This is a genomic window from Shewanella sp. 10N.286.51.B2 (assembly GCF_041469265.1).
In the GTDB taxonomy this organism is placed as follows: domain Bacteria; phylum Pseudomonadota; class Gammaproteobacteria; order Enterobacterales; family Shewanellaceae; genus Shewanella.
On record NZ_JBFRKH010000054.1, the window covers coordinates 19,134 to 33,669 of the forward strand.

Below are 14,536 nucleotides of genomic sequence, written 5' to 3' on the forward strand. Positions count from 1 at the left end.
GAAAACAAATTTAGCATCACTGAATCACTATTTATCTCTATCCATTTAATCAAAAAATAATGGATATGAAGGAGTGTAAACCATGAAGAAATTACTTAGCCTTGCTGCGATAGTGCTCAGTCTTAGCGCATGCTCAGGTCAACAAGCAGCAGAAACTGCTGCACCAGTAAATGTAAAATCACTAGCTGGTGATGTACAGATTACTGACACCATTCCTGCAGATGCAAAAGCGACTTACCCAAGCCGCGGAACTGCGATTGAAAGAACATTTGTGCATCAACCACCTATGATCCCCCATAGAGATAGTTATCCTATCACTATGAAAAAGAATGGTTGTTTAACGTGTCACAGTACTGAAAAGGCAGCGCGCATGAAAGCCACGCCAATCGACAAGTCACACGTAAAAGCCGATGGAAAATTTGACGATAAATATTATTTTTGTGTTCAGTGCCATGTTGCACAAGCAGATAATAAAGAAGCATTAGTTGAGAATTACCACACAAACTAAGCTTCTACATCCAGCTTGATATCGATGTAAAATAAAAATGCCACTGGATCTCAGTGGCATTTTAGTTTGTCGCTAACATGACAACATTAGCTAAGGCTCAAAGTCTAAAGCCTTTACGGCGTCACAATATTAAACCAGAAGTTATATTCATCAAGCATGCCTAAAAACGCAGTGAATAAGCTTTCATCGCCACTAATTTTTACATCGCCTTTTTTAATGGCCTCATCAAAGGTTATCTCTTTTAGCTGGATGCTATTCATGGTTTCCATGCTCATAACTAAGCCGACATCCGGGTCTTCAACTTGATTTGAGCTGTGGTGTAATACCGCATTCTCAACTGTTAAGCTGTAACCCTTTTTAAGATCAGTGAAATCAATATTGATATCAAACTGTTTACCCGCCGCTTTGGCAGAATCCAATCTTACCGCTAAATAATCAAACAGCAATTCAGGTGTCATCGCGCGAATAGTATCAGGTGTTGCGGTTTGAGTTCCCCCTGCCGACGGAATACCATTTCGCAGCTCATAAGCACCTTGTAAATATACTGAACGCCAAGGCCCTGACTCAGCTTGATAACCTAATTGCTCAAAGGCATCGGCCAATAACTCTTTAGCCTCAGTAGATTGAGGGTTAGCAAAAACAGCATGTTTCATCACCTCAGCAACCCAACGATATTCACCATCAGCGAAAGAGTTTTTGGCTTTTTTAACCACTTCAGCTTCACCACCCATGTACTGCATATACTTTTTAGCGACCATTTCTGGCGGTAAGTTATCAAGGTTAGATGGATTACCGTTATACCAACCCATATAACGTTGATAAACAGCGCGACTATTGTGTTTCAGCGTGCCGTAATAGCCTCTGGTAGCCCAGTTCTGCTCTAATTCAGGTGGCAGTGTGATCATTTCAGAAATTTCTTCACCTGTGTAACCTTGGTTCATCAGTCTAACTGATTGGTCATGGGTGAATTTGTAGATATCACGCTGCTTTTTGAAATAAGGAATAATGTTGTCACTGTCCCATAGAGGCCAATGATGGCTTTGGAACTTAACTTTTGCTTCTTGGCCCCACAGGCTAATAGTCTCGTCAAGGAAACTGGCCCAAATCAGCGCATCTCGCACTTGCGCCCCACGAAGGGTTAAGATGTTATGCATGGTATTAGTCGTGTTTTCCGCCATCCACAAGGCTTTATATTGTGGAAACCAAGTGTTCATCTCAGCTGGTGCTTCAGTGCCGGGGGTTAACTGAAACTCCATTTCAACACCATCAATAGTTAATTTAGTCCCCGTCTGTTTGATTTCCTTATTAGGCACTAATAAACCCGCAAGCCCGGTCGATACTGTCATACCTAGACCGCCATTTACACCGCCCTGGGCATTTCTAGGCAGTAATGCGCCGTACATAAATACCGCACGGCGACCCATGGCATTACCGGCAATGACATTTTCTGACACCGCATGCTCAGTGAAATGCTCCGGCGCTATCACCTGCACTTTACCGCTGGCGACATCTTCAGCTGTGGCTAAGCCGGTTGCACCGCCATAATGGTCAATATGGCTATGACTATAAACAATCGCCACCACTGGACGCTCTCCAATATGCTTATTAATTAAGTCTAATGAGGCTTTAGCTGTTTCAGGGGAGATTAATGGGTCAAATACAATCCAGCCCTTGTCGCCTTTAATGAAAGTGATGTTACTTAAGTCAAATCCACGTACTTGGTAAATATTATCAGTCACTTCAAATAAACCATGATGAAGTACCAATTGGCTATTACGCCATAAACTGGGGTTGACCGTATCTGGGGAGGCTTTGTCATCACTAATATAAGTTTTGTATTGCTCTAAATCCCATACCACATTGCCATTGGCATCTTTAATGGTCACCACATCAGGCTTAGCAATAAAACCCCGTTTAGCATTGTCAAAATCTTGCTTGTCGTTAAAGGGAAGCGCCTTTAGCACTGCGGCATTGGCTTTTTGAGTATGTTCAGTAGCAGGTTTAGATTGAGTAGCGGCGACACTATTAAAACACACCGCGACAGAAAAAGCCGCGGCAAGCAGATAAAGCGGTTTCATATAAGCTCCTTTTAAACACGATTAAATACTTAATTCGTTATCCTAGGAGTAAAGTTAGCTGCTTATTTAACCAAGCGCTAGCGCTATTAGTTTTATATTTATTAATAATTTTTATTTTTTATCCTCAAATTTAAAGCATAAAAAAACCGCTGTAAGCATTAGCTTGCAGCGGTTTTTATTAAAGCTTAAACGCTAGAATTACTTCTTAGCAGCAGCTTCACGTTCTTTAACGTCAGCAATTACTTTTTCAGCAACACTGTTAGGACATGGGTTGTAGTGAGCGAATTCCATAGAGAATTGGCCACGACCTGATGTCATAGTACGTAGTGAACCGATGTAACCGAACATTTCTGATAACGGTACGTCAGCTTTAATACGAACGCCAGTAACACCAGCCATTTGGTCTTTAATCATGCCACGACGACGGTTAAGGTCACCAATAACATCACCAACGTTGTCATCTGGGCTGAATACGTCAACGTTCATGATAGGCTCAAGAAGTTGTGCGCCAGCTTTAGGCATAGATTGACGGAATGCGCCTTTAGCAGCGATTTCGAACGCGATAGCTGACGAATCAACTGCGTGGAAAGCACCATCTGTAAGTTCTAGTTCAACGTCTAACACCGGGAAACCAGCAACAGTACCGGTATTCATCATGCTAGCAAAGCCCTTCTCAACTGCAGGCCAGAATTCCTTAGGAACGTTACCACCAACAACTGAAGACTTGAAAGTAAAGCCAGTATTTTGCTCGCCAGGACGGATAACATAGTCAATTTTACCAAACTGACCAGAACCACCAGACTGTTTCTTATGCGTGTAGCTATCTTCTGTAACCTTAGTGATAGTTTCACGGTAAGCAACTTGAGGTTCACCAACGATTAAGTCAACACCGTAAGTACGCTTAAGGATGTCTACTTTAATGTCTAAGTGAAGCTCACCCATACCTTTAAGGATGGTTTCGCCTGAGTCTTCGTCAGTTTCTACGCGGAAAGATGGATCTTCTGCAATCATTTTACCGATAGCGATACCCATTTTCTCACTGCCGCCTTTATCTTTTGGCGCTACAGCGATAGAGATAACTGGCTCTGGGAATACCATTGCTTCAAGAGTACAAGGATGTTTAACATCACATAAAGTGTGACCAGTTTGAACATTCTTCATACCAACGATAGCGATAATGTCACCAGCTTGCGCTGAATCTAATTCGTTACGCTCATCAGCTTGCATTTCAACCATACGACCAACACGCTCAGTTTTACCTGTAAACGAGTTAAGGATGGTGTCACCTTTGTTGATCTTACCAGAGTAGATACGTACGAAGGTTAGTGCACCAAAACGGTCATCCATGATTTTGAATGCTAACGCTTTGAATGGCTCGTCAACTGAAACTAAAGCGTGTTCGCCAGTTTCGTTACCTTCTTCATCAGTAAGAGGTTGTGGGTCAACTTCAACTGGGTTAGGTAGGTAGTCAACAACAGCATCAAGAAGAAGCTGCATACCTTTGTTCTTGAACGCAGAACCACAGTATGTAGGGAAGAATGACATATCACGGGTACCCTGACGGATACAACGCTTGATTTCTTCCATAGATGGCTCTTCGCCTTCCATGTAAGCTTCCATTAGGTCATCGTCTTGCTCTACAGCAGTTTCGATTAGCATTTCACGGTATTCTTCTACCATGTCTACCATGTCAGCTGGAACGTCTTCGATTTTGTAGTTCTCAGCTTCGCCAGTTTCGTCCCATACCCAAGCTTTACGAGTTAGTAGGTCAACAACACCACTAAACTCATCTTCGATACCAATAGGAAGAACCATAACTAGTGGGTTAGCAGCTAGAACATCTTTAGTTTGCTTAACAACACGTAAGAAATCAGCACCCATACGGTCTAATTTGTTTACGAAGATGATACGAGCAACTTCTGATTCGTTAGCATAACGCCAGTTAGTTTCTGACTGAGGCTCAACACCACCAGATCCACAGAATACACCAACACCGCCATCAAGCACTTTTAGTGAACGATAAACTTCAACAGTGAAGTCAACGTGACCAGGAGTGTCAATAACGTTAAAACGGTGGTCATTCCAGAAACAGCTTACTGCTGCTGACTGAATAGTAATACCGCGCTCAGCTTCCTGTTCCATGAAGTCAGTAGTAGATTCACCATCATGAACTTCACCGATCTTATGGATCTTACCGGTTAGCTTTAGGATACGCTCGGTGGTCGTGGTTTTACCCGCGTCAACGTGAGCGAAGATACCAATGTTTCTGTATTTGGATAATTCGGTCATGATTCAACTTTAATGATTAGTTAAGAGGTAGACGGAGCGTGTAAAAACTTAGACACACCGCACATCAGGTTATTTAAGGCGCATATTGTAAGTTGGAACCTGCAATAGCGCAAATAGGACTTGCAATTTTTATCGCATTTTACATAAATAAATTCGATAAAAATACACATTTCTTATATAAAACAGAGAAATAAAACTTATCGTTTATTTTTCGAACAATAGTGTTTTTTTACTTCTAAGCTGTTTAAATTGACCTTAGGTTACTACAACAAGGTTAATATTGACTTAATAGCCTTCATTTAGGTGAATTTAAGTTGTTCTTCGTCGACTGATGCAAAAGTATTTAATTCGCTGTCGGACATAAAAAAATCCCTAAAAAAGCTTTAGGGATTTTTGTGTCATCAAGCAATCAAGCGTTAAGCTTATTCGCTATCAAGGGGCAAAATCACAAACAGTAAGTCACCTTGAGAAACTTGCTGACCATTACCGTTTAGAATGCGCTCAATGCGATACTTTTTATCTTCAGGGTACAGCACTGCATTTTGACGGTTAAAGCCGGCTAAGCTTACTTGAGAGAACATCTTCATCGCTTCAGTTAGCGCTAATGTTTGCTCTACTGTGACTATGTCACCTTCTTTAACAAAGTCAGGCTCACCCGGTGCTGGTGAGGTATAGAAAATACCAGCTCCTTGGGCTAACACTTTAAGCTCGTTACTTTCAGCAACCCGTAAAGACTCGGTATCTAAACCAACAGTTTCGGCCGCCGCTTCCATTTCAGCAATCAAGGCAGGTACATCTAACTCAGCCATCAAGCGTGGTAGATAGTTAGTATCGTAAACACCTTGATTGAAGGTCGCATCCTTAAGGATAAGCTTCAATAATGGAATGTTAGTGGCAATACCTTTGATGTAAGCTTCATCTAAGTAAGCAGACATCTTAGTGATCACATCTTCACGAGACTCACCGCGAATAATAATTTGCGCGATTAAGCTGTCGTAATATGGCGATACTTCTTTACCCGTTTCAGCAATTGAGATGATTTCAACATCGTCTCTTTCAGGCATGAAGCACTCACTGATCTTGCCAGGGTTTGGCAACAACTGCAGTACACCATCACTATCAAGGGCTGCTTTTTCAGCAGTAATACGCACTTCCATGGCGTAACCTTGTTCAACTGGCTCTAGATCTTCAATTGAGCGACCCGCAGCAATATCAAACTGGGCACTAACAATATCGATTCCTGAGGTTGCTTCAGTCACTGGATGCTCAACTTGCAGACGGGTATTCATTTCCATGAAGTACACTTCGTTAGCATCAAGGTTGTAGATAAACTCAACCGTACCCGCACCCATGTAATCAGTGGCGTCACCTAATGCACGAGTGTATTCAAGTACCCGTTGCTTAAGCTCTTCAGGCAACATGGTTGAACCCGATTCTTCAATCACTTTTTGGTTATTACGTTGCACTGAACAGTCACGAATACCCAACACTTTGGTGTTACCAAACTTATCACGCAGTAACTGCACTTCGATATGACGCAATGAGGTGACGTATTTCTCAAGGTAAAGGTCACCGTTACCAAATGCTGCAGCCGCTTCAGTTGAAGTCTTTTGGAACAAACCAATCATGTCCTCAGCTTTAGTTACCACTTGGATGCCTTTACCACCACCACCTTGTACCGCTTTAAGCAATACAGGGTAACCAATTTCAAGCGCTACGTTTACCGCTTGCTCGGCGTTGGTCAAAATACCGTGGCTACCCGGCACAACAGGCACGTTTTGGCCTTGTGAGGTTTTAATCGCGTTTGATTTGTTACCCATAGTCGTCATCGAATGCACGCTTGGGCCAACAAAGTTTACGCCATTGTTAACACATAAAGCAGCAAATTGCGGGCTTTCTGACAAGAAGCCAATACCAGGGTGAAGCGCATCAACGTTTTCGTAATCTGCCACTTTCAGGACAGAGTAGGCATTTAAGTAACTCTCATCAGAGGTGTTACCACCAATACAAACCAGCTTATCGTTCACTTTAAGCATGTCTGCAGGCACTGAGGTCATATCAGGATCTGATGCCACCAAAACAACATTAATTTTGTTGTCATGGGCTTTACGGATCAACTTAACCGCAGTACAACCACGTGCATGGATAAGCACTTTATCAATCGGCTTCATTAACGCACGAGGATCGTCTTGAACAATCTTCTCTTCAATGGCTTTAACTTCAGGCACTAAGGTTGATACCGCTTTAGCAATGATCTCTTGGGCATGCAATGTTGGCAGTGGCATTAACGGATCAATACTTGATAATTGGCTATCAAGAGTATCGGTGAATGGGTTATGCACTAAGCCCGTCATCGCACCCGGTACTTTAGATAAGTAGTTAGATAGCGTTGCTGTTGATGGCAAGTATGCAGGCACCACCATTTGACCAGCAAATGGCATATTAGTGCCTGATAGGTAATAAGTTTGCACTAACGGATGGGTCACAAAACTTGCCTGTGCGCCACCGGTACAATCACCAAAACCAAACATCAATACCGGTAATTCATTATCACGTACAAAACGGGTGATACGGTCATTAACCACAGCCATTGAGAATAGTGCCGCTGCACCTTCTTTGGTTTGCATACCACCAGAACTGATAAAACAAACCACTGGCAATTTACGCTTAGCACATTCAATTAATAGCGCGCTGAACTTCTCAGCACTGGCCATATCAAACGCACCAGCCTGGAAGGCAATGTTTGATACCGCAACACCGACACGCAGTGTTTGACCGTTATTATCAAAGTCAGCTAAACCGGTAATTAAACCACATGGGCGAATGCCTTTGTCTAATGCATCTTCAATAGATAAACGGAAACCTGGGAAGTTGAGCAAGTTGGCAGACATCTTATCGCCATTAAGCTCTTCAAATTCGGTGAAGAACTTACCAATAATATTTTCCCAACCCATTTTCCCTTGGCGCTTTTCATCACGAAGGACTTTTTGGATCAGTAGATCTTGGTAGCCCATGGTGAGGCGGTTCCAGAAATCTTTACGACGACCAATACGCACAGGGTTGATAGCACCTGTGTACTTAGATTGATCTTCTTCACTGTCGAAATACTCTGGCAATAAACGCTCAAAGAAGTAGGTTAAGATAACAAATAAACTGTCGTTTAATTGCGGGAAACCGACACTCTTCCATTGCTCTACACGGGTTAACAGTTCTGCACGGTTAGATTGCGCCATGAAGAATTTAAGCCATTTATAGAACTTGCTCTTATCGTTGGCTTCATCATTATTTGATAACGCAGTATCGATGGCGTTATGCAATAACTTATCAACTGATTCACGTGACAAGCTCTTAGACATCATCGCTTCTTTGGAAATCGACGCTAAGTTAACCACCACATTGTCATATAGTGCATTAAAGATTAATACGTTATGACATTGCCAAATGAAGTCTTCACGCAACTCATCATTGACCACAATATCAAGTACAGTCAGTTGATTCAGCTCAGGCCAAGGCGCTTGAGTAGTAGATGATGGCAATGATTCAAGGTGCTTAATTAAGCCTTTGAAGTTGTTAGCTGAGTTACCTTTCCAGCGATGATACAAAGACCAGCCGATGTTAAAGAGCAATGCCTTACGGGCTTTCTTATAGTTCTCTTTCGGCTCACCTAAGATGAAACGAGTGATCACGTTACGTTCAGCTGAAATCTCGCTACGTTTGGCATCAAAAGTGCCCCAAAGCTTATTCAACTCTTCGTCGTAAACTAATTTATCAGGCGTCGCTAACCAAGATTGAAATACACTGTCTTGCTCTTGCTGAATACGCGCCAGTAAATCACCTTCAGGTACACTCACTTTCGACAAACGGCCATACTGTTCAACCGAAATTGAATGAATACGACTGCGCACAGTGAGATAACGCAAATAACGATAGGCACTACCAAACACATTGTGGTGCATGGTTGGACTGTTCGCCACAGCTAAGCCTTGGTTATTTTCTAAGGCTGAAAGGTTTTTAGAGGGGTCTAAATAGCGCGCTAAACTACGATCATAATGCTCTCGTAAATCGTCAGATTCACGTACAAAAGTGATGGCTGCATTTTCTACCGCTTCAATACCACTGATAATCGCGCGGCGCAGGTTATGCTGACGCTCGTCTTTATCATAAGGAGAAAAATCAACTATACCGTCAATACAACCAGCAGAAAGCAACTCTTCTGGTGATACCCCCACAGACTTAGCACATTCTTGCCATGACAAGTTGTACTTGCGGGCAATGCTTTGTAAGCCTTGCGGTTGAATAGTGTTAAAAATACCGTCACGTAATGACAATAAGATGTTTGCCGCCGCTAATGGAATCGCGCCACCAGAGTAACCTGCGCCGATCACGATACCGACAGTTGGGACGTCAACATTGGCACTTTCTGCAATGGCTTTTGAAATGGTATGGGCTTGGTTTTGGCTGTTAGCCACTTCCCCCGCATCGGCGCCAGGAGTATCAATTAAGTAAACGATTGGCATTGATAACTCAGCAAAGTGACGGATCGCTTTACATGCAGCTAAATGATGCTCAGGCATCCACGCACCGTTTGCCGAGGTTCTTTCTTGGGCGATAAAAGCAATGCGGCGAGTACGTGAACCGAAATTTAATTCAATTTCAGCACTGTAAAAAGAACCTAAGTGAAACTCAGTGATCAACTTACCTTTTAGATCAGCGATAACACGTTTTGCACTTGGGCGGTTTTTATCTAAAGTCGGTTGAATAACTTTAGCCACATAACTATCGACATCTAAGGTCGACAGTTCTTTTAAATTTGCTTGGATCGCATCTTCAGATAACAATCCTTTGATTTCTTCAGCTAAAGTTTGCTTACTGTGAGCTGGAAATAATGAAAAATCTTTAGCTAAATGCTCCGCTTTAAGAAAGAGCGGGTCAGCCGATTGTGCCGATGTCTTGTGTACGGGCTGCTTTTTGCTAGTCATCCTTAGATCCTCTGCTTATATAGCCTCTAAAATTTTTAGTCGGTAAATATAACTTTGTTCCCTGTACAATTACCATTAAACTATTGGGGACGCTTTGTTCCATTTTTGAGACAGTGAGGCTAAGGTGCCTGATTTAAACGGTATGATGCTGTTTGCAGCAGTAGTTAGAGCAAAAGGATTCTCCCAGGCGGCCAGAGATATTGGCCAGCCAAAATCAACCATAAGTCGTAAAGTCGCTCAGCTAGAAGAGCAACTTGGTGTACGCTTGCTGCAACGTGATACCCGTAATTTAAGTCTGACTCAAATTGGTGCTTTGTTTTATCAACATTGTGATTCTATCCGCCAAGAAATTGAAGCCGCCAAAGCCATTATCGAAAATACCCATAGCGATATCTCCGGTTCATTGCGGATTGCCATTCCGGTGTCATTCTCTCAAGACGTCATTGCCACCCTTTGCAGTAGCTTCATGCGCCTTTATCCCAACATCGAGCTCGACGTTCAATTCACCGACAGTAATGTTGGCTTAGTCGGCGAAGGTTATGATATTGCCATAAAATATGGCCCATTAGAATCTTCTGACTTAGTGGCGCGGTTATTGTTTGAACGCCAACCTATATTAGTTGCAAGCCCTGGATATCTCAAAAAATCAGGCACACCAGCAACCCCTCAAGAGCTGGCCCAGCACAGTGGCATATTATTAGGCACCAGCATGTCGGCGCCTATTTGGCCGGTAGGTAAAGGCAATCGCAAAACCATGGCCACCTTTAAACGCAAGGTCAGGGTCAATAGTGCCAGTATGGTCAAACGCCTCGCTCAAGATGATTTTGGTATCGCCATGCTATCCAATAATAGCTGTAAGCAAGAACTGGCAGCAGGCAGTTTAGTGCCATTACTGCAAGAGTGGCCTATGGAACCCTTCAAAGTGTACGGGGTGTATTCAAGTAGACGGCAATTAGCCAGTAATATTAGCGCCTTTTTAGATTTTTTCGCGAAACGATATGGTAGCCAAGAGTCATTACAATCTATAATGAATTAGTGCTAAAGCCGTGTTAAATTAAACTCATAAAAATAAAACATCCTAAAGGAATAGTCATGTTCAAGCCCTTGTTTGCCCCCTTATTTAACCGTACTGCTTTGGCAGCTTTTACTGCCTTATTGCTAACTTCAGCCCCTACTGTTGCCCAAGGCTTCAGCATACAACGAGACGTTGAAGAGTTACGTTTACCCACAGCCCTGAGCTCAATGCCTGCCGTGGTTAATCAATATGAACACTTTAATAGCAGCTTAGGTAACAAGCTGGTTAACTCAACTGATGAGCTAGTCATTACCCAAATGGTCGCAGCCCAAGGCACCCAACTATGGCAGCAAGCGGTAGCCGATGTTCAGTCAGGCAAACACGATGATCGCGGCCTATATTGGAGTCGCCTTGCTATGCGAGAGACCTTAAAAACCGCCCATGCGGGTTATAATATTGTCCCTTGGCAGCGTGACATCTTGATTAAAGCGTTTGAGAAGTCTTCAAGAGGCTTAAGCGACATTCAGTTTTTACCCGAAAGCCAAATTAAAATTCTCGTCACAGGTTTTGACCCATTCTTTTTAGATAAGCATATTGATCAAAGTAACCCATCAGGATTAACAGCCTTGGCTTTAGATGGCGTCACTTTTAATGTTAATGGCAAACAAGCTCAAATCGAAACTGTGATGATCCCGGTGCGTTTTGCCGACTTTGATAACGGCATGATCGAATCACTATTAACGCCTATGTATCGTGATAATAGTGTTGATATGATTTTTACTGTCAGTATGGGGCGTGATAATTTTGATTTAGAGCGCTTCCCCGCAAGAGGTCGCAGCGCAGCAGCACCTGACAATTTGAACGTTTATACTGGTGCAAATAAAACCACCCCAATGGCTCCACTTTTTAATGGCGGTAACTTAAACGGTCCCGAGTTTGTGGAGTTTTCACTGCCTGTCTCTGCCATGAAGCAAGCCCAAGGTGACTGGAGCATCAATGACAATCATCAAGTGACCAGCATTAGCAGAGGTCAATTTGATGCTAAGTCCATTTACGAACTGGCTAACGAGCAATCGGTAGAAGGCTCTGGCGGCGGTTATTTATCTAATGAGATTTCATATCGCAGTATTTTATTAAAGCAACAATTTAACCGTACTTTACCGGTTGGCCATATTCATACTCCCAGAGTCGCAGGTTTTGATGCAGAAATGGAATGGAAAATGGTGCAGCAAATCCGCGAAATGATAAAACTTGCTGCGGGTTCGCTTTAGCATTAGTTTTATGCCCTGCTGATAATGCTATTATAGCCTTATCAGCAGGCGATTTCGCCTACAGCAACTTACAACTCTTTACGATTAGCTTATTATGTTCAAATCTATTTTCGCACGCCGAACATCAACCCCCATAGCAAATACCTGTACTAAACATCTTGCTTCAGAGGCTCGTATTCCATTACCGAAAACCGAAGCCCAACAGCAAGTATTATTGAAAATAGAATCCGACTATCAATTGGCCGAGCAGCAACTGCAGCGAAAATTTCCCCGTCCGAGCATTCTATTTAGCTTAAGAGGCAAAAGCGCTGGCACTGCGCATCTACAATTGAATAAACTGCGCTTTAACCCAGTGTTACTAGAAGAGAATGTCGATGCATTTGTAACCCAAGTGGTGCCCCATGAAGTTAGTCATTTATTGTGCTTTCAACTGTTTGGCAAAGTGAAGCCCCACGGTAAAGAGTGGCAACAGTTAATGAACGGCATTTATCAAATACCTGCAGACACCACCCATCAATTGGACACTAAATCCGTTGCAGGTAAACAGTTTCAGTATCATTGTCAGTGCGGCCCGGTCATGCTCAGTATTCGCCGCCACAACAAAGTCACTCGCAATCAAACTCAATACCGTTGTATCCGCTGTTCACAGGTACTAACAGCCAAAACATAGCCGTAAATAATTTTACTTTATCCTAATATTTATCATTCACTTATAGTGATATTTGCCATTGTTAGCATTGAAATAACACAATTGATTGCATCCCCAGTTTCAATCCCTTACCATCCTTCGCAAATATCAGGCTATACCACCCGTATAACGCCTGTGCCGTATATAAAAATCAGGGTCTTTTGTGCAACAGTATTTAAAACATATTTTACAGCCTCTGTGGCTGTTAGTGCTTTTCACCGCTATCATTTTAACGTCATCAAATTTACACGCAGCTGAACACCCGAAAAGTTTTCGAAGTGCTAAAAAAATTGCTCAGCAGATTTATAGTAGCTCGCTCCCCATGAGCAGTTTTTATTGTGGCTGCGACATTAAGGTGGTCGGTAAGCAGTGGAAACCCGATTTAGAAAGCTGTGGTTATCAGGTTAGGAAACAAATCCCTAGAGCTAACAGAATTGAATGGGAACATGTAGTTTCTGCTTGGGAGTTTGGCCATCAGGAACAATGCTGGCAAGATGGTGGCAGAAAAAATTGCGGCAGAGTTAGCCCAGAATTTAAGAAAATGGAAGCCGACTTACACAACCTCACTCCAACCGTGGGTGAAGTCAACGGCGACAGAAGCAATTACCGTTTTAGTCAGTGGAATGCAAAGTCTACCCTATATGGCCAATGTGATATGGTAGTCGACTTTAAGGGCCGAAAGGTGCAACCACCTGAGCAAAGCCGCGGCGCTATTGCCAGAACCTATTTTTACATGCAAGACACTTATGGGTTGTCGATTTCATCTAGCCAACAACGCTTGTTTGAAGTTTGGAACAGCTATTACCCTGTCAACGAAACAGAATGCCTGCGGGATCGTTTAATTGCAGAAAAACAGGGTAACCATAATAAAATTGTCTTAAAACAATGCCAAACCCTCAGCCTCATTGATTAAGGATTGTTATTTATGCGAGTTCCAAGAATTTATCAGCCCGTCAATGAGCTAGCGCTCAACCAACAAGTAAAGCTTGATGAAGACGGTGCAGCCCACATTGGCCGAGTGCTGCGTATGACACAAGGTGAGCAAATCAGTTTATTCAGCGGTGATGGTTATGACTATTTAGCCAATATCATCAGCGCCAATAAAAAGAATGTCACTGTGGAAATCATTACAAAAACGGCAAATGATTCAGAGTCACCGTTAGATTTACATTTAGGCCAGGTTATTTCTCGTGGTGACCGCATGGACTTTACTATTCAAAAGTCTGTTGAATTGGGTGTCAGCACCATAACCCCGCTATTTTCAGATCGCTGTGGAGTCAAACTTAATGGCGAACGGCTCGATAAAAAAATCGCTCAATGGCAAAAAATTGTCATTAGTGCTTGCGAGCAATCAGGGCGAAGTGTGGTCCCTGTTGTGCGCCCAGCCATGACCTTAAGTCAGTGGTGCGCTGAGCAAACCGATGCGCTAAAGTTGAACCTACACCCAAGAGCGGCACATGGTATTAATGGTCTGTCATTGGATGAGAGTAAAGATAGCCATAAAGTTCGTTTGCTAATTGGTCCTGAAGGCGGTTTATCAGAAGAAGAGATCGCCATGACAGAAACCCAACAATTTACCGATGTATTGCTCGGTCCAAGAGTATTACGAACAGAAACCGCTTCGCTAACGGCTATCACCGCCTTGCAACTTAGGTTTGGTGATATTGGTTAATCAATGATGCATGCATTGAGAATATAAGGATAAAAG

Annotated in this window: 9 protein-coding genes; 6 read left to right on the forward strand and 3 right to left on the reverse strand. The window is 42.8% G+C overall.

The window, feature by feature from the left end:
• The first annotated feature begins 82 nt into the window (after nucleotides 1-82).
• Nucleotides 83-508 (forward strand): nitrate reductase cytochrome c-type subunit, encoded by a 426-nt coding sequence (locus AB4140_RS14495; RefSeq protein ID WP_102436743.1) that lies wholly within the window; start codon nucleotides 83-85, stop codon nucleotides 506-508.
• Nucleotides 509-621: 113 nt separating this feature from the next.
• On the opposite strand, the gene AB4140_RS14500 is transcribed toward AB4140_RS14495, so the two are convergent.
• From AB4140_RS14500 to AB4140_RS14510, 3 genes are all read right to left on the reverse strand, one after another.
• A complete protein-coding gene (locus tag AB4140_RS14500) occupies nucleotides 622-2,586 on the reverse strand; it encodes an alkyl/aryl-sulfatase (protein WP_372001489.1) in 1,965 nt (654 codons plus the stop codon).
• A gap of 198 nt (nucleotides 2,587-2,784) precedes the next feature.
• The gene (gene fusA / locus AB4140_RS14505) at nucleotides 2,785-4,875 is read right to left on the reverse strand and encodes an elongation factor G (RefSeq protein WP_102436739.1); all 2,091 of its coding nucleotides are present in this window, start codon (nucleotides 4,873-4,875) and stop codon (nucleotides 2,785-2,787) included.
• Between the two features lie 422 nt (nucleotides 4,876-5,297).
• The gene (locus AB4140_RS14510) at nucleotides 5,298-9,854 is read right to left on the reverse strand and encodes a biotin carboxylase N-terminal domain-containing protein (protein ID WP_372001491.1); all 4,557 of its coding nucleotides are present in this window, start codon (nucleotides 9,852-9,854) and stop codon (nucleotides 5,298-5,300) included.
• Nucleotides 9,855-9,978: 124 nt separating this feature from the next.
• On the opposite strand from AB4140_RS14510, the gene AB4140_RS14515 reads away from it, so the two are divergent.
• The 5 genes from AB4140_RS14515 to rsmE all read left to right on the forward strand — a co-directional run bounded on the left by AB4140_RS14515 (nucleotide 9,979) and on the right by rsmE (nucleotide 14,500).
• Entirely contained in the window at nucleotides 9,979-10,890 is a 912-nt protein-coding gene (locus tag AB4140_RS14515; protein WP_102436735.1) for a LysR family transcriptional regulator, read from the forward strand.
• 56 nt (nucleotides 10,891-10,946) lie between these two features.
• Entirely contained in the window at nucleotides 10,947-12,140 is a 1,194-nt protein-coding gene (locus tag AB4140_RS14520; protein ID WP_303410248.1) for a hypothetical protein, read from the forward strand.
• A gap of 94 nt (nucleotides 12,141-12,234) precedes the next feature.
• Nucleotides 12,235-12,810, forward strand: a complete 576-nt coding sequence (locus AB4140_RS14525) for a SprT family zinc-dependent metalloprotease (protein WP_102436731.1) — start codon at nucleotides 12,235-12,237, stop codon at nucleotides 12,808-12,810.
• A 214-nt stretch (nucleotides 12,811-13,024) separates the two neighbouring features.
• Nucleotides 13,025-13,741 carry an endonuclease gene (locus AB4140_RS14530; protein ID WP_198589380.1) on the forward strand — a complete coding sequence of 239 codons (717 nt, stop codon included), beginning with the start codon at nucleotides 13,025-13,027 and terminating at the stop codon, nucleotides 13,739-13,741.
• Between the two features lie 12 nt (nucleotides 13,742-13,753).
• Nucleotides 13,754-14,500, forward strand: a complete 747-nt coding sequence (gene rsmE / locus AB4140_RS14535; RefSeq protein ID WP_102475341.1) for a 16S rRNA (uracil(1498)-N(3))-methyltransferase — start codon at nucleotides 13,754-13,756, stop codon at nucleotides 14,498-14,500.
• Nucleotides 14,501-14,536: the final 36 nt, after the last annotated feature.

Excerpts from the sequence above, each read along its gene's own strand:
- AB4140_RS14500 (WP_372001489.1), bottom strand. The coding sequence starts at position 2,586 with ATGAAACCGCTTTATCTGCTTGCCGCGGCTTTTTCTGTCGCGGTGTGT.
- AB4140_RS14525 (WP_102436731.1), top strand. The coding sequence starts at position 12,235 with ATGTTCAAATCTATTTTCGCACGCCGAACATCAACCCCCATAGCAAAT.
- AB4140_RS14510 (WP_372001491.1), bottom strand. The coding sequence starts at position 9,854 with ATGACTAGCAAAAAGCAGCCCGTACACAAGACATCGGCACAATCGGCT.
- fusA (WP_102436739.1), bottom strand. The coding sequence starts at position 4,875 with ATGACCGAATTATCCAAATACAGAAACATTGGTATCTTCGCTCACGTT.
- rsmE (WP_102475341.1), top strand. The coding sequence starts at position 13,754 with ATGCGAGTTCCAAGAATTTATCAGCCCGTCAATGAGCTAGCGCTCAAC.
- AB4140_RS14495 (WP_102436743.1), top strand. The coding sequence starts at position 83 with ATGAAGAAATTACTTAGCCTTGCTGCGATAGTGCTCAGTCTTAGCGCA.
- AB4140_RS14520 (WP_303410248.1), top strand. The coding sequence starts at position 10,947 with ATGTTCAAGCCCTTGTTTGCCCCCTTATTTAACCGTACTGCTTTGGCA.